The following is a 24945-nucleotide window of genomic DNA, read 5'->3' as shown; positions in this document are numbered from 1 at the left end:
AGGCGCCGGTCGGGGACCCTCCCGACCGGCGCCCTCGCGTTCGAGCGCGTGCGCACGCGTCGCCTACTCAGGCCGGCAGCGGCACGGACACGAACGACCTGCCCGCCTCGTTCTGCACCACGACCTCCTTCACGTCGGCGGGGTCGACGGCCGCGGATCCGTCCAGGGCGGCGCCCTTGCCCGCGCCGTTCTCCTGGCCGCCCACCACCCAACTGCCCGCCGTGGTGCGCGTACCGTCCCGGGCGACCACCACCAGCAGGCACCGCTCGCCCGCGGGCACCCCGGTCACCGCCGCGCGCACCCGTACCCAACGTGCGGCGGGCGTCACCTGTACGGTCATCCGCGCGCCGCTGCGCGGGTCGGTGGCCGAGGCCACTTTGGTGCCCGGTGGCGGCGGCGAGGGCGTCGCCGTGGCGGTCGGGGGCGGCGGCGGGGGCCCGTCGGCCACGTCCCGGGCGTCTCCCGCGCCGAGCCGGGCACCGGCCCAGAACACCGCCGCGAGCGCCGCGGCAACGGCCAGACCCGCGACGACGGTCCGGCGCCGGGCCCGCCCGGCCCGCTCGCCCCGCATCTGCCGCAGCGTCCGCTGGAGCAGCAGGTCGCCGCCGTCCGGGGGTCCTTCCAGGAACGCTTCCTCGGGGACTTCCCCGAGCGCCGCCTCCATCTCGCGCAACGCTGCCACCTCCTCGCGGCACCGCACGCAGCCGCTCACGTGCTCTTCGACGCGGCGGACCTCGGCCCCGTCGAGGACGCCGAGCACGTACGGGCCGAGCAGTTCCTCCTCGTGCAATTCCCGGTTCACGCCACCACCTCCTGCAGTCCGGGCCGCTGCGGCGGCCTGCCCGGTCGGTTGCCCCGTCCGCCTCGATTGTTCCTGCCTTCCCCGCCGGCGTTGGAGCCGCCGTCCCGGAACGCCTCGCGCAGTGCCTTGAGGGCGTAGTGCGAGCGGGACTTGACGGTGCCCGCCGGGATGCCGAGGACGTCCGCGGCTTCCGTCACGCTGAGCTGGCGGTAGTACAACTCCGTGATGACGTCCCGGTGTTCCGGGGTCAGCCGGTCCAGGGCGCCCAGTACGGTCATGGAGTCGACGACCGAGTCGGAGTGGTCCGGCTCCACCGGCGGGGTGGCCGCGGATCCGGAGACCTCCCGCGGTCGGGCCGCCTTGGCCCGGTAGCGGTCGGTGATGATGTTGCGGGCCACGGTGAGCAGCCAACCGCGCACCGAGCCTTTTCCGTTGACCAGGATCTCGGCGTGCCGCCACGCGCGGATGACCGTCTCCTGGACGACGTCCTCGGCGGCGGCCCGGTCCCCGGTCAGTCGGGTCGCGTAGGCGAGCAGGGCGTGGCCGTGCTCCTCGTACACCGACCTGATCAGTGCCTCGTCGGTCGAGCCCCGCCGACCGCGGGGCCACAGTGGTCCGGCCATCTCACACCCTCTCCGTCTTCCTCGCGTGCGTGGTGCGGTCCGTACACGCCGCACGGAGGGGCCCGGTTCATGTGGCCCGCGTCACACCGCGGGCCACGGGCGGTGCTCAGCAGTGGCGGCCGCCGTTGAGGCACGCCACCACCTGCGCCATCGCGGCGTCGGTCATCACGTCGACGAACATCGCGTGGTCCGTCCGGGGGCTGTGCCGCTGCTCGGGGAAGGAGTCGAGGGCGATGGCCGCGCCCGGGGGCACGTCGTAGGCGAGGGAGATCCGCAGGCGCGGCACCGGGAAGGTGCCCTGCGGGCAGATCCCGCCCGCGCCGGGGAACGACAGGTGCGAGCGGTGGTCGAAGGAGGCCGTGTCCAGGCCGTTCCAACAGCTGGGGAAGACCAGGGTGCGGGTGAGCCGCTCGCCCGTCGGGCAGCGGGGGTAGCGGGTGGTGGAGCGGTCGGGCGAGCCCGAACAGCCCCAGCGGGCCCGCACGTCGGCCTCGTCGCCCGCCGTCGCGGCCACCGGGTCGCCGGTCATCGCGCGCAGGAAGCGGGGCATCGGGACCACCTGGCTCACCGGGTTGCCGGAGAACTCCACGGACACGCTCGCCTCCGGCAGGATCGCGCCCGCGTTGCCGTGGCCCGCCGCGTTCTCCCGGGGCCGCGTGGCGGGCCGGTCCGGCAGGCGCAGGACCGGCCAGTAGTAGGTGGAGCGGTCCCCGCCGCGACAGCTGGTGGGGGCCGCGGCCAGGGTGTCGTCCGTGGACATCGCGTCCGTGGAGAGGTTGCCGACGTACGCGTGCGTGTGGTGCGCGCCCGCGCGCAGGCCGGGGGAGACGACGAGGTTGTCCTCGTTGTAGTGGCCCTCCTCGTCGCGGCCGCAGTCCACCCGTACCGTCCCGGCGGAGCCGCCCGGTCCGGTCGGCGGGGGATCGGCGGGCCCGGGCGGTACGTCGCGGAGGTCCACGAAGTCGCCGTCCACCGGGCCGGAGCGCGTCGGGCCGGAGTGCGTCGTATTGGAGTGCGTCGTGCCGGAGCGTGCCGTGGCGGCGTCCGCGGAGCGCGCCGCGTCCGCCGCCCGCGTGGCCCCGAGGACGGCGGCCGTGAGCCCGCCGCCGAGCAGCAGGCAGATCAGCAGCGCGAAGAGGCGGCGTTCGTTGCCCATGGGGTCACGGTCGCCGCCCGCCGCCGGTCCGGTCAACCACGTCTCACGAGCGGGACGCCGGACCCCCGGACGGGGGGCGAGGGTGCGGTGGCAGGGGGTGAGCAAGGGTTTTCCCCGTATCGAGTTCATCCCGGCGTTGCCTACTGTCTGCCCACCGGCGGTCTCGTCCGAGTCGAACATCCGCCCCGCCAACCCCACTTGGCGCGGCGCTCTGCGGCTCGACGCTTCCCCGGTACCGCCGGTACCCCTCCTCGTCGACGCGGGCGGGGTCACGACGAGCGGTGGTGGCCGGGGCGTGCGGAGGAGCCCTCCCCGGCCACCACCGGCTCGTGGCGGGCCCGCCCCACACACCCCTCCCCGATCGTCCGCCCGCTCTCGCGCACCGCGCGTCCCGTACGTCCGTCCCCTCCCGCACATCGTCGTGCGGGGACCGTGCCTCCTCCCCGATGCCCACCCCCCACGCAACCTCCCACACAGCACCACACCGGTCGTCCCCGGTCTGCCGGGGACGGCCCGCGAAAGGGAACACCGTGCACGCATCCAGACGTCGACTCATATCGGTGGTGGCCATGTCGGTCACCCTGCTCGCCGGCAGCGCCACCACCTCGGTGGCCCTCGGCCGTTCGGCCGCCCCGGCCGCCCCGGCCCCCGTGGCCCCGGCCACCCAGGTCCTGCCGGTCGCTCCGGTCGAGAACCTGATCGTCGGTTACAAGTCCTCCGCCACCGAGGCGAGTTCCAACACGGCCGCGGCCGACGACGCCGTCGCCAAGGGCCACAAGAGCGGCAAGAAGACCAAGTTCGAGCGGCGCCTCGGCACCGGCGCCGCGCTGGTCAACCTCGGCGGAGCCGTGGCCCCGTCCGAGGCCGCCGGAGTGATCGCCCAGTTCCGCGCCGACCCGGACGTCGCCTACGTCGAGCCGGACTCCCGCGCCTACGCCATGGCGACCCCGGACGACACCGAGTACGCCAAGCAGTGGGACCTCTTCGAGCCCACCGCCGGCATGAACGTCCCCGGCGCCTGGGCCAAGACCACCGGCACCGGGGTCACCGTCGCCGTCATCGACACCGGCTACGTCGCCCACTCCGACGTGGCCGCGAACATCGTCCCCGGCTACGACTTCATCTCCAGCTCCAGCGCGGCCCGCGACGGCAACGGCCGCGACAACAACCCGGCCGACCAGGGCGACTGGAGCGCCGCCGGCGAATGCGGCGTCGACTCCAAGGCCAGCGACTCCTCCTGGCACGGCACCCACGTGGCGGGCACCATCGCCGCGGCCACCAACAACGGCAAGGGCATCGCGGGCATCGCCTACGGCGCCAAGATCCAGCCGGTGCGGGTGCTCGGCAAGTGCGGCGGCGCCACCTCGGACATCGTCGACGCCATCACCTGGGCCTCCGGCGGCTCCGTCCCCGGCATCCCGGCCAACACCACCCCCGCCAAGGTCATCAACATGAGCCTCGGCGGCTCCGGCGCCTGCGGCACCAGCTACCAGAACGCCATCAACGCCGCCGTCGGGCGCGGCACGACCGTCGTCGTCGCCGCGGGCAACAGCAACGCGGACGCCAGCGGCTTCTCGCCCGCCAGCTGCAACAACGTGATCTCCGTGGCCGCCACCAACCGGACCGGCGACCGCTCCTTCTACTCCAACTACGGCCCGGCCGTCGACGTCGCCGCCCCGGGCGGCGAGACCCGCCGCGCCACCGACACGCCCGGCACCGTCACCACCCCCGAGAACGGCATCCTCTCCACGCTGAACGCGGGCACCACCACCCCCGGCGCCGAGATCTACAAGCCCTACCAGGGCACCAGCATGGCCGCCCCGCACGTCGCCGGGCTCGCCGCGCTCCTCGTCTCGGCCAAGTCCTCCCTCACCCCGGCCCAGGTCGAGTCGGCCATCAAGACCAACGCGCGCCCGCTGGCCGGCACGTGCACCGGGGGCTGCGGAACGGGTCTCGCCGACGCGGCCGCCACCGTGACCGCCGTGACCTCCACGACTCCGGCCCCGGCCTACGAGAACACCATCGACGTCGCCATCCCGGACAACGGCGGCGCCGTCACCTCCGCCATCACGGTCTCCGGCCGCAGCGGCAACGCCCCGGCCACCCTCAAGGTGTCCGTCGACATCAAGCACACCTACCGCGGTGACCTCGTCATCGACCTCGTCGGCCCCGGCGGCGCCGTGGTCAAGCGCCTGCAGAACTCCTCGAGCGACAGCGGCGCGAACGTCCTCACCACCTACACCGTCGACGCCTCGGCGCTCCCGGCCAACGGCACCTGGCAGCTGAAGGTCCAGGACGTCGCCTCGGCCGACACCGGCTACATCGATTCCTGGAGCCTCGGCTTCTGAACCGGTGCGGGCGGGGTGCGCACGATCGGCCGCGCGTCACCGGTCCGGACTGACCACCCGGGCCTGACGGGCCGATAGTACGGACCAAGCCGGCCCCCGGACCTGCTGATACGGCTCGTATCGGCGGGTCCGGCGGGCTTTCCTGTCACCTGACTGATTTCTGCGTCACAATCCGGGTCCGTCCGGCGGCGGACCTCGTATTGTCGCGCTCACAGAAGCAGCACAGGAACTGGGGACCGAGAGGCTGGTGGCTGTGCGTGGCGGCGACGGGGAACGCTGACACCACCGTCGGACACGGTGAACTCATCGAGGCGGTCGACCGCGCGCTGACCACGCACGGCCGTGCCGTCCTCACCGGACCGGCAGGCTCGGGCAAGACCGAAGTACTGCTCGCCGTCGCGGCGGCCGCTTTCGGCCGCCGCGAACGCGTGCTCCGGCTCGTGCCGGAAGCCGCCGACCAGTGGATACCCGAGGCCTCCGCGGCCGCCCTGCTCGCCTCCGTCCCGCGCGCCGTCCTCGACCGCCTCGCCCCTCCCCAGCGCACCGCCATCGCCCTGCTGCGCCGCGAGGCCGACGCCCCGCGCGCCGGTCGTGACCACGTCGCCCTGCGCCTCGGCGTCGTGGAGGTGCTGCGCACCCTCGCCGAGCGCAGCCCCGTGCTCATCGTCCTCGACAACGCCCAGTGGCTCGACGCCGAGACCACCGACCTGCTGCGCTTCGCCCTGCGCCTGACGCCCCGCGGCGTCCGCGTCCTCGTCGCCGAATGCGTGCAGGGCGGCGCCCCCGTGGCCGAGACCCTGTGCGGTCCGGGCGCCCCGACGGTCCGGGTGCCACCGCTCGGCGCCGACGAGGTCGCCGAACTCCTCGTGCGCCACGGCCTGCCCGCCCGCCTCGCCGGCCGCATCCACCAGGCCAGCGGCGGGAACCCGCGCCTCGCCCTCGCCTTCGGCCATTCCCTCGCCGAGGCCCGGGACGGCGCCGCGCACCACGCCGACACCCTGCCGCTGTCCGGACAGGCCCGCGAGGTGGCCCGGCGGCTGCTCGCCGAGGCACCGGCCCGCGCGCACCGCACCCTGCTCCTCGCCGCCCTCGCGGCCCGGCCCACCACCGCCCTGCTCCGGCGGGCCGGGCGCCCCGACGCGGAGGCCGACCTGGCCGAGGCCGAACGGGCCGCGCTGGTGACCGTACGCGACGACGGCAGCGTCGAATTCACCGCCGGAGCCCTGCCCACGGCCCTGGCCGCCGACGCGGGCTGGCCCGAACGGGCCGCCGGGCACGCCGCGTTGGCCGCCGCCGTCGACGACCCCGTACAGGCCGTCCGGCACCGCGCCCTCGCCGTGGACGCCCCCGACGAGGAGCTCGCCGCCGAGATCACCGAGGCGGCCGCGGCCAGCCGCCGCCGGGGCAGACGCGCCCTGGCCGCCGAGCTCGGGCTGCTCGCCGCCGAACGCACCCCGCCGGGCCGCCCCGCCGCCGAACTGGCGCGCCTGGTCGGCGCCGCCGAGGACGCGGGCTGGGCCGGTCGCGCCGACCTCGCCCGCCGCGCCGCCCGCGCCGTCCTGGCCCGCGACGCCTCGCCCGCCGACCGGGTACGGGCCCGGCTCGCCGTCATCGACGCGGCCGGGCAGGCCCTCGCCGACCTCGACGAGACCTTCGCCTACGCCCGCGACGACGCCGCCGCGGACCCCTCGCTCCAGGCCGCCGTGCAACTGCGCGTCGCCTGGAAGCTCAACCTGAGCGACGGCGACCCGGTCCGCTCCTGCGCCGCGGCGGCGGAGGCCGGGGTGCTGGCCGCCACCGGCGGCGACCAGGTCGCCGAGGCCATGGCCCTGACCGTACGGGCCCGGATGGGCCGGATCCTGGGGGACCCGGACGCCGAGGACATCCTGGCCGAGGCCCTCACCCTGCCCGCCCCCGAGGTGCCGCTCGGCATGCGCAACGCCCCGCAGTACCTCGCCGTCCGCCACGCCCTCTTCGACGACCGGCTCGCCGACGCCCGCGAACAGCTCCTCGTCCTGCTGCCCGCCGTCCAGCGCACCGGCTCGGCCGAGGACGTCTTCGAGGTGCTGCGCAGCCTCACCGAGGTCGAACTGCGCCGGGGCCGCTGCGCGGCGGGCGGCGCCCACGCGCGGCGCGCCCTGGAACTGACCATCGAGGCGGGCCTCTCGCCGGGCCCGGCCTGGTACGTCGCCGCCACCGCGGAGGCCATGGGCGGCAGCTTCGCGCGCGCCACCGGCTACGCCCGACGCGGCATCCAGGCCTCCGAGGAGGAACAGGACCAGGTGTTCCTCTCGCGCAACCTCTTCGCCCTCGGCCAGGTCGAGCTGGCGACGGGGGAGACCGCCAAGGCCGTGACCACCCTGCGCCGGGTCGCCCGCCTGGAGGCCGCCCAACAGGTCGTCGACCCCTCGATCCTGCGCTGGCACGGGGAGCTGGCCGAGGCGCTGGTGGCCGCCGACGCCCCCGAGGAGGCCGCCGAACTGGTCGCGTCCGTCCGTACGGTCGCCCTCGGCCTCGGTCGTACCGGCGTGGTCGCCGCCCTGGACCGGGCCGGCGCCCTGGCCCACTCGGCGCGCGGCGAGACCGACGAGGCCGTGGCCCTGCTGGAGGCCACCGCCGAGCGCTTCGACGCCCTCGAACTGCCCCTGGAACGCGGCCGGACCCTGCTCGCGCTCGCCCGGGTGGAACGCCGGCGCCGCCGCCGCGCGCCCGCCCGCGCCGCCCTGCGCACGGCGGCCCAGATCTTCGCGCAGGCCGGGGCCAAGCCCTGGACGGACCTGGCCACGGAGGCCCCGCCGGGTCCGGGGGCCGGCCCCGAGGCAGGCGCCGGACACCCCGGCGCGGCCGCGCTCACCGAGGCCGAGACCCGCCTCGCGCTGCTCGTCGGCCAGGGCGCCAGCAACCAGGAGGCCGCCGACCGGCTCTTCGTGAGCGTCAAGACGGTGGAGGCGCGGTTGACCCGGATCTACCAGAAGCTCGACGTGCGCTCCCGGGCGCAACTGGCCACCGCGCTGCGGGCGCGGTGAGGGCGGGCGGGGCGGTGCGCGCGGGGGCGGCCGTAATCGGTTGGCCCGAAACGGTCGGCGGCCCTAGGGTGCGCGCATGACGATCATGAGTGCCCAGCACATAGACGAAGCGGTGTCCCTCACCACGCGGGCCCTGCGCGGGGTCGCGGACCTCGACTGGACGGTCCCGGCCGGCGGCCTGGAGTGGAACTGTTACGACACCGTCGTCCACGTGGCGGGCGACTTCACCTGCTACGCCGGGCAGTTGGCGGCCCGGGCGGCGGACGGGTGGGTGCCCTTCGAGATCACCGCCGATCCGGGGACCGAGCCCGCCGGGCTGATCCAGATCATCGAGGCGACCGGCGGCCTGCTCTCCGCCGTCGTGGCCGCCGGCCCCGCCGACGTGCGGGCCTGGCACCCGTCCGGCTCGGGCGGCCCGGACGCCTTCGCCGCGATGGGCGTCCTGGAAGCCTTCGTGCACACCCATGACGTCGTCACCGGTCTCGGGGTCACGGACTGGGAGCCGCCCGCGCCGCTGTGCGCGGCCGTCCTGGACCGGCTCTTCCCGCACGCGCCGCGCACGCACGCCCCGTGGCCGACGCTGCTGTGGGCGACCGGCCGGGGCGAGCTGCCGGGTCTGGCGCGCCTCGCGGCCTGGCGCTGGCACGCCGATCCGATCCGCTCGGAGCGGCTCGTGCTCTGCGAGATCTCCCCGGTGACCGGCGCCGACCTGCACGCGGGTGGCCCGGGCGGCTTCGCGTGGGCCGAGGACGGGCCGTTCGAGGGCACCCGCTTCGCGGGGGGCATGGTGGCCAAGGCGCGCGAAGGGGGCACGTACCGGCCGGGTTGGGGCGCGTACGCGATCGTCCGCGCCGCCGACGGCGTCGCGGTGGGCGGCATCGGATTCCACGCGGCGCCCGACGGCGACGGCAACGCCGAGATCGGCTACGACATCGTGCCCTCGGCCCGGGGCAACGGCTACGCCGTCGAGGCGGTGCGGGCCCTGTCCGGCTGGGCCCTCGCGCAGGACGGCCTGACCACGCTGCACGCCACCGTGGACGACGACAACCTCGCCTCGCACGCGGTCATCACCCGGGCCGGGTTCGCGCGCAGCGGCGCGGGTGAAGGGGACGTCCACTACACCCGCGCCGCCGACTGAGCCGCGGGGCTCAGGAACGTACGAGGAGCACCCCGCCCGCGAGGACGACGCCCAGGACCACGGCGAGCGCGCCGTACACCGGGCGGTGGGCGCGCAGCACCGGTACGAACCGGTCGAGGGCGAACCGGCCCGGGCCCGTCAGTGCGAGGGACGCGGCGGCGGCGGTCAGCAGCAGCTCGTACTCGATGCCGGTGGGGGCGAAGAAGGAGCCCGTGCCCTTGACCGCGATCGCGTTGATCATGGTGCCGACCACGGCGGCCGCGGCGAGCGGGGTCAGCAGTCCGGCGGCTATGCCGAGACCGCCGAGGGTCTCGGAGAGGCCGGCGACGACGGCCATGGCCTCGCCGGACGGGTAGCCGCTCGCGGTGAAGAACGCGCCGGTCCCGCTGATGCCGCCGCCGTCGAACCAGCCGAAGAGCTTCTGGGAGCCGTGGGCCGCCATGGTGAGGCCGAGGACGAGGCGCAGGAGCAGCAGTCCGCTGCCGGCGAAGGGGTGCGCGTGCGGGGCGGCGGGGGCCGTGGGGGACGGCGCGGGGGTGAGGGTGGGCGCGGGGGGCGTGGGGGTGGGGGTCATCGGGGGAGATCCTTCCCGGTGGGGACAGTCCGTAGAAGCGGCGATGAGGTCTTTCGAATTTGAACGACTGCCTCAGACCCTAGCCCGTGATTCAAATTGGAACAACTTGGCGTAAGCTGGAGACATGGCTGAAACGAGATGGCTGGATGACGACGAGATGCGCGCCTGGCAGGGCTTCCTCGCCGCTTCCGCCCTGGTGAACCGGCGCCTCGACCAGCAGCTGAAGGACGACTCCGGCCTCTCGCACGCCCAGTACGAGATCCTCGTCCGCCTCGCCCGGGCCGCGGACGGCGAGCTGCGGATGACCGAGCTCGCCCACGGGCTGATCAACTCCAAGAGCGGACTGACCTACCAGGTCACGCAGATGGAGAAGGCCGGCCTCGTGCGGCGGCGCAGCTGCCCCTCCGACGTGCGCGGAATCTTCGCGGTACTCACGGAGGCGGGCCGCGCCCGGCTCGACGAGGCGGCGCCCGGCCACGTCGCGGCGGTCCGTCACGCACTGATCGACGTCCTGACCCCGGACCAGCTCACCGCCGTCGCCGACGGCCTCGGCGAGGTCGCCCGCAGACTCCGCGAAAGCTGACGGGGCGAGCGCGCGGCGGGCGCGGCGGGTCGGTCGGTCGGGCGGCTCAGCCCGGGAGCTCGTACCCGCGCGCGGCCAACGCCGGCTTCAACGTGCCCTCCACCGCATCCGCGAACCCCGCGGCGTACGGCCCGACGGCGCCGGGGTGCGCACCGCAGTTCGCCGACACCAGCGCCAGGTACCGGCCCACCGCCGAGACGGCGTTGTCCAGGGGAGCCGAGGGGCCGTCCAGCGCGACGTCCGTCATGTGGTCGCTCTCCCGCTGGAGCCGGTCGCAGCGGGCGGCGTAGCCGGTGGCCTCGCTCGCGGCCAGGTCCGCCTTCACGGCGGAGAGCAGCGGGAACAGTTCGCCCCGCACCCAGTGGTCGGTGTCGGTGTCCCCGCCGTCGTCGCGCGCCGGTCCGGCGGTGGTCGTCGCGGGGCGGCCGGCGATCGGGGTGTCCGGCGGGGCGTCGGCGGTCAGCCGGGCGTCGGCCCAGACGCCGTGGCAGTACTGCGTGACGTCCGTCGTCGACGCATAGGTGACCTGGAGCTTCAGGCGCAGGGCGCGGGTGACGTCGAGCGCTACCTGCCGCGATTCCCCGATGCCCAGGGTTTCGCTGTCGAGGGTCCTTCCGTCCGCGGCGGACTCGAAGCGGAGTTCGCACCCCGTCGGGGAGTCGTCGCGCAGGCCGATGGTGGCCGTCAGCGTGCGCCAGTCGCGCCCGAGGTCGTACTCGGCGTACCCCTGCGGCCTGGAGCCCTTGTCCACCGCGAGGAAGACGCTCCGTGCGAAGGGGGTTCCGTTCACGTCGGCGGAACCGGTTCCCAGCCCCGCCGAGTCGAGCGGTTCGAGGTCGGCCAGGTACCGGGTGACGGGCGGGACCGGCGGGGCGGGCGGTTCGCCGGGGCCCGACGGGGCGTCGGACCCGGCGGCGCGGGCGCCGCCGGTGGCGAGGAGCGCGAGGACGGCGGCGGCCGCGCACGCGGTGAGGGCGGGGCCGCGCCCGGTACGTCGACGCGGGGTCGTCGGATCTTCCACGGGGACCAGCCTTCGATTCCGTTCCCCCGTCGGGCGGCTGCGGAGCGCGAGCGCGTATCGGCTCGTATCCAGCGTGCTCCCGGGCGCGGGGGCGCGCACCTCGGTCAGGTGGGGGGTGGGGTCTGCGGGACGCAGGTGTGGAATTCGGCCAGGTCCAGTGCCATCACCGCGATGTCGGCGGTGCCGTCCGCGTAGACGCAGGAGACGATCCGGGACCCGGGGTTGATCACCATCGCCTCCCGCACCGAGGGGGTGCGCACCCCCGTGGCCCGGGCGCCGTCCAGTGCCACCGGCTCCCCGCGCTCGGGCACCCAGCGCACCGCTCCCGGCCCGCCGCACACGCGGCCCATGCGCCAGCGCCCGCTCCCCGCCGGCAGCCGCGCCATGCCGGGAATGCCGACCGGGGTGGCGTCGGGTCCCGCCGCCGTGCGCTGGAGGTGCTTGCGCCGCAGGAGCCAGCCGGCGCCGCCGACCACGATTGCGAAGAATACGAACTCGATCACCCGCCCCATTAAAACACAGGCGTGCGAATCCCCGATGAGGCCGTAATTGGCCTTATCGCTCCACGGTCGTCTGACTAATGTCTCCCGCGTCCAGGTCGTGACCCCGTCCGTACGGGGTCGACAAGGGGGATAAATGAAGATCGGAATTCGGCGCTCCATCGCACTCGCGGGGGTCCTGGCCGTCCTCCCGCTCATGACGGTCTCCGCCCATGCGGAAACCTCCGCTCCGCTGTCCGCCGACGCGGTGGCCTCGATGACACCGGAGCGACAGGCGGAGGTGCTGGGGCCGCTGAGGCTGGCGGCCGATGCCGTGGCGCAGGTGGGGCGGGGGGTACGGGCGGACGTCTACACCCAGGTCGAACTCGCACCCACCTATCGTTCGGTCAATGTTTATCTGACCGATGTCTCCCAGGGCCGCGATTTCCTTTCCGCGGTCCACAAAGCGAATCCGAAGGCGGACACCGGACTGATTCGCGTCGTCCAGGGAAAGAAATCCGGAAAACAGCTGAAGAAGGAGATCGCGGAGATCGCGGACCGGGCCGATCTCCCCTTCAAGGTGGCCCTCGCGGGCAGTACTCCCGACGGCGGAACCATCCAGCTCGCCGTGGACGACCCGACGGCGGCCCGGGGGTACTTCGCCTCGGCGGCCGTCAAGGAACGACGGGCCGCGAGCGCCGCCACCGCCGTCCAGATCACCCAGGCGCCCCCCTCCCGGCCGCTGACCCGGGAGAACGACACCTCGCCCTTCTACGCGGGAGCGGCGCTGGGCCCCAACATCGGCGGCAAGGCCCACTGCACCAGCGGCATCCCGGCGGTCAGCACCTGGGACGGCCGGCAGTGGCTGGTCACCGCGGGCCACTGCCACAACGTCAACGACAACGTCTACACGATGGGCGGCAACTACATCGGGCAGGTGAAGTACAAACTCCCCGCGGTCGACTCGGCGTTCATCGAGGCGCCCACGAACCGCTACACCTGGGACGGCCTCGACGCCACGGGCTACACCCGCTACCTCAACGGCGTGCGCAACGTCGCCGTCGGTGACTTCACCTGCCAGCTCGGCTACAACACCAAGGTGTTCTGCAACATCCGCACGGTCTACGCGGGCAACGCCAGCTGGAACGTCAACGGCACGACCGTGAACGGCAGTTACGGCGTCCCCCACTACGGGGGCATCGTCGGGCGCGGTGGCGACAGCGGTGGACCCGTCATCTTCATCAACGACCAGAACTCCCGCCAGCTCAACGGCATCGTCAGCTACGGCTACGGCTGCAACGCCTCCCAGGAATGCAGCACCGGCCTGGCCTGGGTGGACGTGTGGGCGATCTTCAACGCCTTCGCCATCAAGCTGAACCCCTCCTGACCCCGACCTGGACCCCGACCCCGACCCTGTCCCCGATTCCGTCCCCGATTCCGTCCCCGACCCCGCGCTGACGGCCGCCCCGGCGGCGGTCAGCGCCCCAGGGCGCTCCACACGCCCGGGTCCTCGAAGCCGAGGGCCCACAGCCCGCTGCCGCGGACGCCGTGGCGCGCCAGCACGGCCAGGTGGGCGGCGGTGCCCTTCGCGTCCTGGTACCAGACGGCGTGCTCCTCGCCGTCGTCGTCGGTGTAGTCGAAGTGCGGAGTGCCGGAGACTGCGTCGAAGACGTACTCCGCGCCCGTCCGCTCGCGCAGGGCCTCTGCCTCCCGGCTGGTCACGTGGCCCGCGCGGTCGGTCGAGCCCACCTTCCAGTCCCAGCCGTACGCGGGCAGCGCCACCTCCAGCTTCGCGGGCGGCACGACGCCGACGGCGTAGGTCAGGAACCGGTCGTACCACTCCAGGGAGGACAGCGGGCCCGGCTCCGCCAGGGCGTCGTGCAGGTTGTACCCCATGATCCGCAGGGTGTCGGCGACCTTGCCCAAGTGCGCGTAGTCGAAGGCGAGACCCTCCCCGTCGACCCGGGGCATGACGGTCACGGCGCAGGTCCTGCCCTCGGCGTGCAGCCGGGTGCACAACTCCTCGACCAGCCGGTCGTACCCGGTGCGGACCCGCTCGACCAGCGCGGGGTCCGCGGTCTCGGCCATCCGCTCGTAGTCCAGGTCGAGGCCGTCGTAGGACCGGCTCCGCACGACCTCCATCAGGGCGTCCACGTGCGTCGCGCGCTCCTGCGGATCACCGAGCAGCTCGGCCATCTCCGTCGGTCCCGGGGTCTCGACCACGGTCGGGACCACCTTGATCCCCTTGGCGTGCAGACCGTCGATGATCCGCCGGTTCCCGGCGCCCGCCTCGCCCTCGACGGAGTCGGCGGCCGTCGCGGTGTACCAGAACGGACTGACGGTGTGCAGGTGGTCGGCGTGGGCCAGGGCCGAGGCGTAACCGGCCTCGGTGTCCCAGTAGGGCAGCCACGCGGAGCTCGTACGGACGCCCGCGCGCGCCCCGTCGGCGGACGCGGGTGCGGACACGGAAGAGGGTGCGGCCCCGGCCCCCGAACCCGTGCGCGCGGCGGGCGCGCTCGCGGTCAGCAGGAGCACGGCGGCCAGCGCGGCGGCGCACCGCAAGGACGCGGGAAGGGCCGGGGACCGGAACGGGGGACGGATCGAGGAGCGTGCGGTCGTCATGGTCCGAACCTGGCGCGAACCGCGCGCTCCGGGAGCACGGGACGCGCCGAAAGCGGACGACCCCGCACCGATCGGCCCACCCCGCGGCCCCGGACGCGGATCGAGGCGGTGTGCCCGGGCCGGGAATGCGGGCCGCGGGCGGGCGGTTCGGATGATCGCGAGACCTGACCATCCGCACCCAGGGGAGAAGAACATGAAGATCGGCATCATCGGCGCGGGCAACATCGGCGGCAACCTGACGCGCCGTCTCACCACCCTCGGCCACGAGGTGGCCGTGGCGAACTCGCGCGGCCCGCAGACCCTGGGCGCGCTCGCCCAGGAGACCGGGGCCACCCCCGTCACCGTCGCCGAAGCGGCGCGCGGCGCGGAGGTCGTCGTCGTGACCATCCCGCTGAAGAACGTGCCGGACCTGCCCTCCGGGCTCTTCGACGGGGCGGCCGACGGGTTCGTCGTGATCGACACCGGCAACTACTACCCGCAGCAGCGCGACGGCCGGATCGCGGCCATCGAGGACGACGGGCAGACCGAGAGCCGCTGGACCGAGGGGCACCTCGGCCACCCGGTGGTCAAGGCCTTCAACGGCACCTACGCCGAGGACCTGCTGACCCGGCCCCTGCCGGCCGGAGCCCCGGACCGGCTCGCCCTGCCGGTCGCCGGGGACGACGACGCAGCGAAGGCGACCGTCCGGGCCCTCATCGACGAGCTCGGCTTCGACTCCGTCGACGCCGGTGGCCTCGACGACTCCTGGCGCCAGCAGCCCGAAACCCCCGTGTACGGGCTGCGCGCGGGCGTCGAGGCCGTCACCCAGGCGCTGGCCGAGGCCTCCCCGGTCCGCAAGGACGCCTTCCGGTACCAGGGCTGACCAGGGCCGACCGGGGCCGGGTCGGGCCGCCGCGACCTAGTGCCGTGACCGGAAAGGTTCACCGTGTCACGGCGCCCGGCACGGCACCTCGCCGCGTTGTCGGCCCACGCAAGTACGTCCAGTACAAGCCGCGGCCCTCCGCCTTGCGATGCACCGCACCGGACACCGCGACCCGGCAAACCTTCCCGGCCACGGCACTACCGGGCCGCGAGGTCCGCGACGGTGGCGGCCACCACGCCGAAGAGGTCCCCGATGGTGGTCAGCGCGGCGCTCTGGAGCGCCGCGGCGGGCACCACGGTCCCGTCGGGCGCGGCCAGCGTGCGGGTCGCCGTGGCCTCGGCGACCACGGCGGGCCGGTATCCGAGGTGGAAGGCGCCCTGGGCGGTGAAGGTGACGCACATGTGCGTCATGAAACCGGCGAGCACCAGGTCCTGGCCGGAGTCCAGGCCGCGCAGGGTCTCCTCCAGCGTCGTGGCGTGGAAGGCGTTCGGGACGGTCTTGACCACGACGGGTTCGCCGTCCCGGGGCGCCACCTCGGGGCTGATCGAGCCGATCTCGGCGCGGATGTCGTACGGGCCGCCCGCACCGCCGTCGTTGACGACGTGCACCACGGGCGAGCCCGCGGCGCGGGCGGCGGTGAGCAGGCGGGCGCCCGCCGCCAGAGCCGCCTCGGCGCCCTCCAGCTCCATCACCCCGGTGCGGTAGGTCTGCTGGAAGTCGATCATGATCAGGGTCGTCGTGGCGCCGAGGCGGGGGAGCGCGGGGTCGAGCCCGGACAGGGTGCGCAGGGTGGCGGACGGGGTGACGGTGGTGACGGACATGGGAAGGTCCTCTCGGTCGTTCACGGGAACCCGTGCGGCGCACGGGAAAAGGGCACGGCGAAGCCGCGGACGCGGCGGCGCCGGGTCGGCGGGGTGGAGGGGTGGAGGGGTCGACGGGGTGGAGGGAGCGGCGCGGTGAGCGGTCCGCGCGGTCGAGCGGGAGGCCCGGCTCAGTGGGCCGAGCGGAAGCGGCGCCGGTAGGCGGCCGGGGTGGTGGCGATCTGCTTGCGGAAGGCGCGGTGCAGGGTCTCCACCGATCCCAACCCGGCGGCCGCGGCGATCCGTTCGAGCGGATCGTCGGTCGTCTCCAACAATCGCCGGGCCGCCTCCACCCGGGCCGCCTCGACGTATCCGGCGGCGCCGACCCCCGTCTCCCGGCGGAAGGTCCGGGCGAAGTGCCGCTCGCTCACGCACATGCGCTGGGCGAGCGCCGCCGCGGAGAGATCGCCGTCGAGGTGGTCGGCGATGTACGCGCACAGCTCGTCGATGTCGCGGCGCGCGGCCGCGGGGCGGCTGAGCGGGACGCTGAACTGGCTCTGGCCGCCCTGTCGTTTGAGGTACATGACCAGGTGGCGGGCCACGGCCAGGGCCATCTCCTCGCCCAGGTCCTCGGTGACCAGGGCGAGCGCCAGGTCCATGCAGGCGCTGATCCCGGCGCCGGTCCACACCCGCCCGGAGCGGACGAAGATCGGGTCCGGGTCGACCTGGACGAGGGGGTGGTCGGCCGCCAGCCGCGCGGCCGTGGACCAGTGGGTGGTCGCCCGCCGCCCGTCCAGCAGCCCCGCGGCGGCCAGCAGGTGCGCCCCCACGCACACCGAGGCGACCCGGTGGGCGTGCGGTGCCGTGGCCCTGATCCACTCGACCACCGCGTCGTCGATGCGGGGTACCGGCCCCTGCGGGCCCAGCTCGACCGCCCCGGGTACCAGCAGCGTGTCCACCGCCGCCCCGACCTCCGCGAAGGTCAGGTCGACGGCGAGGCGGACCCCGGCCGAGGTGGTCACCTGGCCGGGTTCGGGACCCGCCAGCCGCACCTCGTAGGCACGGGTGGACGACTCGCGGTTGGCCAGCGCGAAGACCTCGGCGGGGCCGGTGACGTCGAGCAGGTCGACGTCCGGGAAGACCGCGATGACGACACGGTGGGGAGTGGGCATGCGTCCATCCTCACCGCCCGCTCCGGTGGCCGCAATGACGGTTCTCTGTCACATCCGGACATGCGCGCCCGCCGGGGCGCGCACGTCCGGACCCGCTCACGCCGTGACGGGCGCGAGGTGTGCGACGACCTCCGGGAAGCTGTCGACCACCCAGGTCGGCTCGGCGGTGGCCAGTTCGGCCGCGGAGTGCACCCCGTAGGTCACGGCTACCGAACGCATCCCGGCGGCCCGCGCCATCAACAGGTCGTGCGTGGTGTCGCCGACCATGACGGCGTGCTCCGCCGCGAGGCCCAGCCGGTCGAGGATGACCTGCCCGGACTCGGGGTCCGGCTTGGGCCGGGTGACCTCGTCCGCGCCGATCACGACGGCGAAGTGGTCGCGCAGCCCGGCCGCCGTGAGCAGGGCGTGTGCCGGGCCGTGGAACTTGCTCGTCGCGACGGCGAGCTCCACCCCGCCCTCGCGCAGCCGCGCCAACCCCTCCGCGACCCCGGGGAAGACCAGGTCGGGGGCCTGCGGGAGCACTATCGTGTCGAAGAACCTCCGGTAGAGCACGACCGCCTCGGCCACCTGGGCGTGCTCCGGCTCCCGCTCCAGCAGGAGGGCGAAGGCCCGCTCCAGGGGGAGCCCGATGGTGGCCCGTACGGCGAGGTCCGCGGGCCGGGTGACGCCGAGCGCGTCGAAGGCCGCCCCGAAGGTCGCCACGATGGCGCGCGGTGAGTCGACGAGCGTTCCGTCCAGGTCGAAAACAGCGAGTCTGATCATGACGGCGAACCTATCGGCGTGCCGCCGCGCAGCGCACCGTGCGCGGCGGCCAGTCGGCCCGCCGCCTCGGCGCAGGTCACGAGCACGGCCATGTTGGCCCGCGCCGCCCGACCGTCGGTCGCGGCGTCCACGGCGCGCATCAGGTAGCCGGTGAGCCCCTGCCCCGAGACCCCGTCCCGCTCGGCCGCGGTCACCGCCCGCGCGATGGCCGCCTCCACCTCCGCCGAGTCGACGGCGTCCGCCTCGCTGACCGGGGTGGTGATCAGGAAGGCCGTGGGGCCGCCCAGCGCCCGGTGCGTCTCGACGGCGCGCGCCAGGACGTCCGGGTCGTCGATCCGGTGCGGGGCGCGGTGGCCGCTCGTACGGCAGTAGAAGGCGGGGAAGTCGTCCGAGCCGTACGCCACCACCGGCACGCAGTGCGTCTCCAGGTACTCCAGGGTCAGGCCCAGGTCCAGGATCATCTTCGCGCCCGCGGAGACGACCGCGACCCGGGAGCGGGTGAACTGGATCAGGTCCGAGGAGACGTCGAAGGTCTGCTGGGCGCCGCGGTGCACCCCGCCGATCCCGGCCGAGGAGAACCAGCCGATCCCCGCCAGCTCGGCCGCCACCAGCGACGAGGCCACGGTGGTGGCCCCCGGCTCGCGCCGGGCCAGGACCACCGGGAGGTCCCTGCTGGAGACCTTCGCGATGCCCTTGCGGGAGGCGAACCGCTCGATGTCGTCGTCGGTCATGCCGATGCGCAGCGCGCCGTCCTCGACGCAGATCGTCGCGGGCACCGACCCGCCCGCCCGGACCGCGTCCTCGACCTTGCGGGCCGTGGCCGCGTTGTCCGGGTAGGCCAGGCCGTGCGTGATGACGTTGCTCTCCAGGGCCACGACGGCCCGGCCCTCGTGGAGGGCCTCGCGGACCTCCTCCGTGTACACGAGGGGGACCCCCGCGCCGGTGCTCACGCGCCGTCCCAGTAGCCAGGCGCCTTCAGCAGCAGCTCGGGGCGGGCGGCGATGTCGCTGACGACCCGCTCGTCCCAGTCCTCGGCCGCCACCGGTTCGAGGGAGATCGACACGACCTCCTCGTCGACGGCGAAGGTCGTGGTCACGGCTGCCGTGACCGCCGCGTCGAAGGCGGCGAGCCGCTCGGGGGTGAGGTCCTTGGGGAAGTGACGGACGTGGACGTGGGGCACGGGGCCCCTCCTTTCGGTCGGCCCCCGCACGGGGCGGGGCGGGGCTGGACAGGGCTGGACGGGCACGGCGGCGGGCGGACCCCGTCGCGTCGGACGGTTCTCAGGCGCCGGGCGGGGTCCGGGTCAGGACGGCGGCGGCGAGGGCTTCGATGCCCTCGGGGCGCAGCACCTGGTAGTGGTCGGCGGGCAGGTCGATGACGACCGGCGGGGCGGCGGAGTACCCCGACCGGCCCTCGATGAAGGAGTAGTCGTCGCCGGCGGCCCGGACGATGGTCACCGGCGCGCTCAGGCACCGCTCGGCCATCTCGTGGAAGGAGTAGTCGAACTCGTAGGTCTCCTCGACGATCCGGGTGATCCGCCCGACCGTCCCCGGATCCAGCTCCGGGAACCGGCCGACCACGAACTCCACGAAGCTCGCCTCGTCGCGGGCCGCCGCCAGGCACGCGTCGAGGTCCGGCCGGTGGCCGATGGCGCCCGCGAACACCGAGTAGAGGATGGTCACGTAGCCGGGGTTGGCGTAGGAGGACTCGCGCGGGTACGGCCGCCCGCGCGCGTCCCGCAGCTTCGGATTGCCCGGGCAGATCAGCAGCAGGTCGGCGACCCGCTGCCCGGAGCGTTCGAGCTGCCAGGCGCTCTCGAAGGCCACCCGGGCCCCGAAGGAGTAGCCCCACAGCGTGTAGGGGCCGTCGGGCTGGAGCCGGCGGATCTCCGCCACGTCCGCGGCGGCCATCTCCCCGATGGTCCGGTACGGCGCCTCGCCCGCGTTGATGCCCGCCGCCTGGACCCCGTAGAACGGGCCCCGGGTACGGGCCTCGCGGGCCAGCAGCCGCAGGTTCATCGGATAGCCTCCGAGCCCGGGCCAGCAGAACACCGGCGCGCCCGGCCCCTGTGCGTACCGGCCCTCCGACGGGCCGCTGTCGTGCAACAGCACCAGTCGGGAGGCCGGTTCGGGATCGGCGTCGGCGATCCGGTCGGCGAGGTCCGCCAGTCGGGGGTGGCCGAAGAGGGTCTGCATGGGCAGCGAGATCCCGAACTCCCGGTTGACCCAACGGGTGAGGGTCATCGCGATCAGCGAGTTGCCACCGGACGCGAAGAAGCTGTCCGTCATCGACACGGCGTCCGCGTCCCGGTACTTGAGCGCCTTGCCCCAGGCCCCGGCGAGCAGCCGCTCGGTCCGGGTCCGGGGCGCCACCGGAGCGCCGGAACCCCGCGCGGGGGCGGTGAGTTCCTCCCGGGCGGACAGGGCCGCGTAGTCGATCTTCCCGTTGGCGGTGAGCGGCAGCGCGTCCAGCACCAGGACCCGGTTGGGGATCATGTAGTCGGGCAGCAGCCGGGCCAGGTCGTCCCGGATCATCTCCGTCGGGCCCCGCATGTGTACGGAGTCCTCGCGCATCCCGGTCGAGGACACCTGCTCCTCGCTGACCTTGCCGCCGAGGAAGAAGTACGACGGACCCGAGGGGATGCCCGCGTCGGCCAGGAGCGCGTCGATCCGTTGGGCGGAGGGCAGCGGATGGCCCGAACGGGAGGAGTAGCCGGACGACATCAGCCCCAGCCGCAGGCCGTTGCGCTGGAGCCGGTGCAGGGTGCGGCCCAGAGCCACGTAGGCGAGCCGCTCGTCCCCGATCCGGCTGACGGCGCTGACGCCGAAGCTCGCGGCCTCGTACACGCCCTGGTTGATGGCGATGACGTGCCGCTTCTCGACGGTCTCGGTGGCGACGGGGGCGAACTCCGCCCCGTCGACCCGGTAGAGGCCGCCCGGCAGGTCGAGCACCCGGCCCGGGTGCGCCTGGACGAAGAGGTCCACCGGGTCCGGTTGCGCCGGGCGGTCGCCGGGGACCAGCTCGAAGCTCCCGACGAAGTGGTCCTCGTCGGCCACGTCCAGGGCGGACCGCACCGCCGCCCCGCCGTGCGCGGCGGGCGCCAGCGCCAGCCCGTACGCGGGAAGCACCTCGTCGAACACGCCCAGCATGTGCCCGGTCTCGAACTCCAGCACCTCCTCGATGTTGGTGCTGTACACCGGCTCGATCGCGGCCCGGCGCCCCAGGAAGTGCACCCTGAGGGCGCCTCGGCCGACCGCCGCGGCGCCCGTCGGAGCGTCGCCGATCCGGACGAGGGTGTGGTCGACGGGGTGGAAGTAGTGGATCCCCGGAGCGAGTCCCGCGACGCCCCCGCCGCTCTCCAGGTACATCTGCACGGCGTAGAGCGCGCCGGGGGAGGCGTAGGCGTACTTCGGAAGCAACCGCTCGCCGCTGCCGAAGGGGCCGAACCAGCGCAGCAGCGCGCCGAGTTGATCCGCCGTCAGGTCCGTAGCCGTGCGCGCGGGACCGTGCTCCCGACCGTCGCCCCGGTCGGTCCCGGCGGGGGAGCCGAGCAGCTCGCGCAGGTCGTCGCGGGTGACCTTCCCGCCCTCGTAGAAGCGGTAGGTCTTGCGGGCGAAGGCCGCCCGCCGCTGGTCGCCGGTGGCCTCCCTGCCGGGCAGCAGGGCCACCGGGCGCCCGGCGAGGGCCGCGAGGGGGCGCAGGCCCGGGTTGGAGAGCTGGGCCTTGACCTGGAGCTTGCTCGTCTTGGACTGGTGGTGCGCGCCGTGCGCGCCCTGGTCCATCAAGGAGGCCTCGCGCGGATTGAGTTCGACGAGCGCGATGAGCTGCTGGAAGCCGGTGCGCGGATCGTCGGTGACCACCGCGGCGGCCCGCCGGACCCAGTCGTGCTCCTCGATCGCCGAGGTGATCTCCTCCAACTCGACGCGGTAACCGCGCAGTTTGACCTGGGTGTCGACGCGCCCGTGGAAGCGGATCGTGCCGTCCTCGTTCCATGAGGCGAGGTCGCCGGTGCGGTAGAGCCGCATCTCCCCCAGGTCGGGGGCGGTGAGGAAGCGCTCCCGGGTCTGCTCGGGCAGGTTCAGGTAGCCCCGGGCCAGCTGCACCCCGCCGATGTACAGCTCGCCCTTGGTGTCGGCGCCGACCACCGGGCGCAGGTCCCCGTCGAGGACGTAGCACCGGGTGCGCTCCACGGGGACGCCGATGGGGACGATCGCGGAGGCGTCCTGTCCGGCGAGGGCCGCGGGGTCGACCGTGTGCGCGGTGGCGTTGATGGTGCACTCGGTGGGCCCGTACAGATTGACCAGCCGGGTGTTCGGCAGCTGCGCGGCGAAGGCGCGGGCCAGCTTCACCGTCAGTGCCTCGCCGCCCGAGAACACCCGCCGCAAGGAGGTGCAGGCGGTGAGGCGTTCGGTGTCGAGGAGCGCCTGGAGCAAGGTGGGCACGCACTGCAGGGTGGTCACCCCGTGCGCCGTGATCGTGTCGACCAGGTCCTCCGGGTCCCGGTAGCAGCCGGGCGCCCCCATGACGACCTCGCCGCCCGCCGCCGGAGCGAGGATCTCCCACTGCGCGGCGTCGAAGCTCATGGGCGTCTTCTGGAGCACGGTGGTGCCGGGGCCGAGGTGGCCCTGGTCCAGGAGCCAGCCCAACTGGGAGACGATGCTGTGCTGTTCGATCAGCACGCCCTTGGGGCGACCCGTCGAGCCGGAGGTGTAGATCACGTACGCGAGGTCGCTCGGGCGTGCGGCCGGTCGTTTCCCGGGGCGCCGGACCGTGTGCCCGGGTGCGCCGGAGGTCCGCGGCGGTTCGCCGCCCAGGGCCAGGACGGTGATTCCGATCGGGGCCAACTCCCGTACCTTCGCGACGAGATGGCGCTGGGTCACGACGATCTCCATGGCGGAGTCCTCGATCATGTAGCGCAGCCGGTCCTCGGGGTAGTCCGGCGACAGCGGCAGGTACGCCGCGCCGGAGTCGAGGATGCCCCACGCCGCGGTCATCAGGTCGAGGGAGGGCTCCGCGTACAGGCCCACCGGGGCGTCCGCGCGCGCTCCCGCCCGGCGCAGGCGGCGCCCCAACAGGGCCGCGGCCGCGCCCAGTTCGGCGTAGGTCAGCTGGTGATCGGCGCAGCGGACGGCCACCGCACCGGGCCGGACCCGGACCTGCTCGGCGAGCAGGTCGGTGAGGACGGTCGAAGGGGCGGCCCACGTGCTGATCGGATCCGCTCTCCCGCTGATCTGCTGTGCGGTCATCTGGCCACTCCGGACGGTCGGGACGCGGCGGGCGCCGGAGGTCCGGTGGACACGGGGGGAGCTTCGACGGGCGCCGCCGGAGCCGCCTTGCGGTGCCCGCCGCGCGGCTGGGCGACCACCACCGCCGCGACGACCGCGACCGCACCGGCCAGTTGGAGCGGCCGCAGGGTCTGGCCCAGTACGAGGTAGCCCAGCGCGGTCGCGGCGAGGGGGGAGATGAAGCCGAGGAAGGAGACGGCGAGCGCGGGCAGCCGCTCCACCCCGCGGAACCAGACGGCGTAGGCCAGCAGGGCGCCGACGAAGCCGAGGTAGGCGAAGCCGGTGAGGTTCCTCCCGGTGATCGTGTCCGGCAGACCCTCGCCGAGCAGGGCGACCGGGGCGAGGACCAGCCCGCCGACGGTCAGCTGCCAGCCGGTGAAGGTGAGCAGGCCGACCCCCTCGGGGCGGCCCCAGCGCTTGGTGAGCACGATGCCGCAGGCCATGCTGACCGCCGCCAACAGGCCGGCCGTCACACCGGTGGCGTTGAGTCCGGCGTTCGGCTGGAGCACGAGCAGTCCGACTCCGGTGGCGCCCAGGGCGCACGCCACGAGGTGCACGGCCTTGATCCGGTCCCCGAGCAGGAGGGCCGAGAGGATCAGCACGAACATCGGCTGCACCGAACCCACCAGCGCGGCGACCCCGCCGGGCAGGTGGTAGGCGGCCAGGAAGAGCAGGGTGAAGAACGCGCCGATGTTCAGCACGCCGAGGACCAGCGCGCGGGCCCACCAGATCCCGCGCGGCAGCGTGCGCCCGATCAGCAGCAGGATCAGCCCGGCGGGCAGCGCCCGGACCGTGGCCGCGAGCAACGGGCGGTCCGCGGGCAGGAACTCGGTCGTCACCAGGTACGTGGACCCCCAGACGGCGGGGGCGAGGGCGGTGACGGCGGAGTCCGCCGCCACCCGGTGGCCGCTCACCGCGCGGCCACGGCCGAGTCGGTGGTGCCGAAGAAGCGGTCCCCGAAGTCCCCGATGCCCGGAATCATGAAGGCGTTCGGATTGAGGCATTCCTCGATGGACGAGGTGATGATGGTGACGGCCGGGTGCTCGCGGTGGACGGCCGCGATCCCCTCGGGCGCGGCGAGGAAGTCGACGAGGACGATGTTCTCCTCGCGCACCCCGGCGTCCGTCAGCACCCCGATCGCGGCGTTCGCGCTGCCGCCGGTGGCCAGCATCGGCTCCAGCAGCAGGACGTGCCGCTCGGCTATGTCGTCGGGCAGGTGCCAGTACTGCAGGTGCGGTTGCTTGGTGGTCTTGTCCCGCTGGATGAGGATCTTGCCGACCCGGATGCCGGGGATGAACTCCCGCAGCGCCTCGGCCATCGCGTCCCCCGCCCGGATCACCGGGACGGCGCACAGCTTCCCGGTGAACTTGAGCCCGTGATAGGTCTCGCCGACCGGCGTGATCACCTCGTGCTTGTCGAAGGGCAGCAGGTCCAGGGCCGATTCGAGCAGTAATCGGATCACGCGGCGGGAGTACAGGACGAAGTCGGCGCGGGTGGCGCCACGGTCCCGGATGACCGTGTGCAGGGCGCGCAGCTGGTTGGTCTGGGGGAGTTCGTGGACTTTCGGGGTCGTCGACATGGGTCCTGCTCTTCGTCGGTGGGGGACGCGGACGGAAACAGAGCAAACACTCTGTGACTTGGTGTCCGCAAGGGTCCCGCTTCCGCACGCCTGACCGAATTCCGCCGTGCGTG

Annotated in this window: 21 protein-coding genes; 6 read left to right on the top strand and 15 right to left on the bottom strand. The window is 74.0% G+C overall.

Annotated features, from left to right (window positions below):
- Positions 1-67: 67 nt before the first annotated feature.
- The 3 genes from ACFWAR_RS03035 to ACFWAR_RS03025 form a co-directional block, all read right to left on the bottom strand.
- Positions 68-802 (bottom strand): anti-sigma factor family protein, encoded by a 735-nt coding sequence (locus ACFWAR_RS03035; protein WP_385772524.1) that lies wholly within the window; start codon positions 800-802, stop codon positions 68-70.
- The gene (locus ACFWAR_RS03030; protein ID WP_385772523.1) at positions 799-1425 is read right to left on the bottom strand and encodes a sigma-70 family RNA polymerase sigma factor; all 627 of its coding nucleotides are present in this window, start codon (positions 1423-1425) and stop codon (positions 799-801) included. The genes ACFWAR_RS03035 and ACFWAR_RS03030 overlap by 4 nt, the downstream gene beginning before the upstream one ends.
- Positions 1426-1531: 106 nt before the next feature.
- Entirely contained in the window at positions 1532-2581 is a 1050-nt protein-coding gene (locus ACFWAR_RS03025; RefSeq protein ID WP_385772522.1) for a DUF1996 domain-containing protein, read from the bottom strand.
- 569 nt (positions 2582-3150) lie between these two features.
- Between ACFWAR_RS03025 and ACFWAR_RS03020 the strand changes: the two genes are divergently transcribed.
- The 3 genes from ACFWAR_RS03020 (at position 3151) to ACFWAR_RS03010 (ending at position 9093) form a co-directional block, all read left to right on the top strand.
- Positions 3151-4929 carry a S8 family serine peptidase gene (locus tag ACFWAR_RS03020; RefSeq protein WP_385772581.1) on the top strand — a complete coding sequence of 593 codons (1779 nt, stop codon included), beginning with the start codon at positions 3151-3153 and terminating at the stop codon, positions 4927-4929.
- A 257-nt stretch (positions 4930-5186) separates the two neighbouring features.
- A complete protein-coding gene (locus tag ACFWAR_RS03015; protein ID WP_385772521.1) occupies positions 5187-7955 on the top strand; it encodes an AAA family ATPase in 2769 nt (922 codons plus the stop codon).
- A gap of 76 nt (positions 7956-8031) precedes the next feature.
- Positions 8032-9093 (top strand): GNAT family N-acetyltransferase, encoded by a 1062-nt coding sequence (locus ACFWAR_RS03010; protein ID WP_385772520.1) that lies wholly within the window; start codon positions 8032-8034, stop codon positions 9091-9093.
- 10 nt (positions 9094-9103) lie between these two features.
- Here the strand turns inward: ACFWAR_RS03010 and ACFWAR_RS03005 are convergent, their stop codons facing one another.
- Positions 9104-9667: a DoxX family protein gene (locus ACFWAR_RS03005; RefSeq protein WP_385772519.1), complete on the bottom strand. Its 564-nt coding sequence runs from the start codon at positions 9665-9667 to the stop codon at positions 9104-9106.
- Between the two features lie 124 nt (positions 9668-9791).
- Here ACFWAR_RS03005 and ACFWAR_RS03000 point away from each other — a divergent pair, with 124 nt between their 5' ends.
- Positions 9792-10250: a MarR family winged helix-turn-helix transcriptional regulator gene (locus tag ACFWAR_RS03000; RefSeq protein WP_385772518.1), complete on the top strand. Its 459-nt coding sequence runs from the start codon at positions 9792-9794 to the stop codon at positions 10248-10250.
- Positions 10251-10296: 46 nt separating this feature from the next.
- Here the strand turns inward: ACFWAR_RS03000 and ACFWAR_RS02995 are convergent, their stop codons facing one another.
- The gene (locus tag ACFWAR_RS02995) at positions 10297-11271 is read right to left on the bottom strand and encodes an NPCBM/NEW2 domain-containing protein (RefSeq protein ID WP_385772517.1); all 975 of its coding nucleotides are present in this window, start codon (positions 11269-11271) and stop codon (positions 10297-10299) included.
- A gap of 104 nt (positions 11272-11375) precedes the next feature.
- Positions 11376-11774, bottom strand: a complete 399-nt coding sequence (locus tag ACFWAR_RS02990; protein ID WP_385772516.1) for a hypothetical protein — start codon at positions 11772-11774, stop codon at positions 11376-11378.
- 133 nt (positions 11775-11907) lie between these two features.
- Between ACFWAR_RS02990 and ACFWAR_RS02985 the strand changes: the two genes are divergently transcribed.
- Positions 11908-13137 (top strand): hypothetical protein, encoded by a 1230-nt coding sequence (locus ACFWAR_RS02985; protein WP_385772515.1) that lies wholly within the window; start codon positions 11908-11910, stop codon positions 13135-13137.
- Between the two features lie 89 nt (positions 13138-13226).
- Here ACFWAR_RS02985 and ACFWAR_RS02980 read toward each other — a convergent pair whose 3' ends face one another.
- The gene (locus tag ACFWAR_RS02980; protein ID WP_385772514.1) at positions 13227-14372 is read right to left on the bottom strand and encodes a glycosyl hydrolase family 18 protein; all 1146 of its coding nucleotides are present in this window, start codon (positions 14370-14372) and stop codon (positions 13227-13229) included.
- Between the two features lie 151 nt (positions 14373-14523).
- On the opposite strand from ACFWAR_RS02980, the gene ACFWAR_RS02975 reads away from it, so the two are divergent.
- Positions 14524-15234: an NADPH-dependent F420 reductase gene (locus tag ACFWAR_RS02975; protein WP_385772513.1), complete on the top strand. Its 711-nt coding sequence runs from the start codon at positions 14524-14526 to the stop codon at positions 15232-15234.
- A 197-nt stretch (positions 15235-15431) separates the two neighbouring features.
- On the opposite strand, the gene ACFWAR_RS02970 is transcribed toward ACFWAR_RS02975, so the two are convergent.
- The 8 genes from ACFWAR_RS02970 to upp form a co-directional block, all read right to left on the bottom strand.
- Positions 15432-16055, bottom strand: coding sequence for an isochorismatase family protein (locus tag ACFWAR_RS02970; RefSeq protein ID WP_385772512.1), 624 nt, complete (start codon positions 16053-16055; stop codon positions 15432-15434).
- A gap of 170 nt (positions 16056-16225) precedes the next feature.
- Complete coding sequence (locus tag ACFWAR_RS02965) at positions 16226-17206, bottom strand: GlxA family transcriptional regulator (RefSeq protein ID WP_385772511.1); 981 nt, start codon at positions 17204-17206, stop codon at positions 16226-16228.
- Positions 17207-17302: 96 nt separating this feature from the next.
- A complete protein-coding gene (locus ACFWAR_RS02960) occupies positions 17303-17968 on the bottom strand; it encodes an HAD family hydrolase (RefSeq protein WP_385772510.1) in 666 nt (221 codons plus the stop codon).
- A complete protein-coding gene (locus ACFWAR_RS02955) occupies positions 17965-18918 on the bottom strand; it encodes a pseudouridine-5'-phosphate glycosidase (RefSeq protein ID WP_385772509.1) in 954 nt (317 codons plus the stop codon). The genes ACFWAR_RS02960 and ACFWAR_RS02955 overlap by 4 nt, the downstream gene beginning before the upstream one ends.
- Entirely contained in the window at positions 18915-19148 is a 234-nt protein-coding gene (locus ACFWAR_RS02950; protein WP_385772508.1) for a hypothetical protein, read from the bottom strand. Before ACFWAR_RS02950 ends, ACFWAR_RS02955 begins: the two co-directional genes overlap by 4 nt.
- Before the next feature lie 100 nt (positions 19149-19248).
- Positions 19249-23214, bottom strand: coding sequence for an amino acid adenylation domain-containing protein (locus ACFWAR_RS02945; RefSeq protein WP_385772507.1), 3966 nt, complete (start codon positions 23212-23214; stop codon positions 19249-19251).
- Positions 23211-24167: an EamA family transporter gene (locus ACFWAR_RS02940; protein ID WP_385772506.1), complete on the bottom strand. Its 957-nt coding sequence runs from the start codon at positions 24165-24167 to the stop codon at positions 23211-23213. The genes ACFWAR_RS02945 and ACFWAR_RS02940 overlap by 4 nt, the downstream gene beginning before the upstream one ends.
- Positions 24164-24832 (bottom strand): uracil phosphoribosyltransferase, encoded by a 669-nt coding sequence (gene upp / locus ACFWAR_RS02935; RefSeq protein WP_385772505.1) that lies wholly within the window; start codon positions 24830-24832, stop codon positions 24164-24166. Before upp ends, ACFWAR_RS02940 begins: the two co-directional genes overlap by 4 nt.
- Positions 24833-24945 lie beyond the last annotated feature (113 nt).

The sequence above is a fragment of the Streptomyces sp. NPDC059917 genome, from assembly GCF_042730635.1.
GTDB lineage: Bacteria > Actinomycetota > Actinomycetes > Streptomycetales > Streptomycetaceae > Streptomyces.
This window is presented reverse-complemented; position numbering and strand designations above follow the sequence as displayed.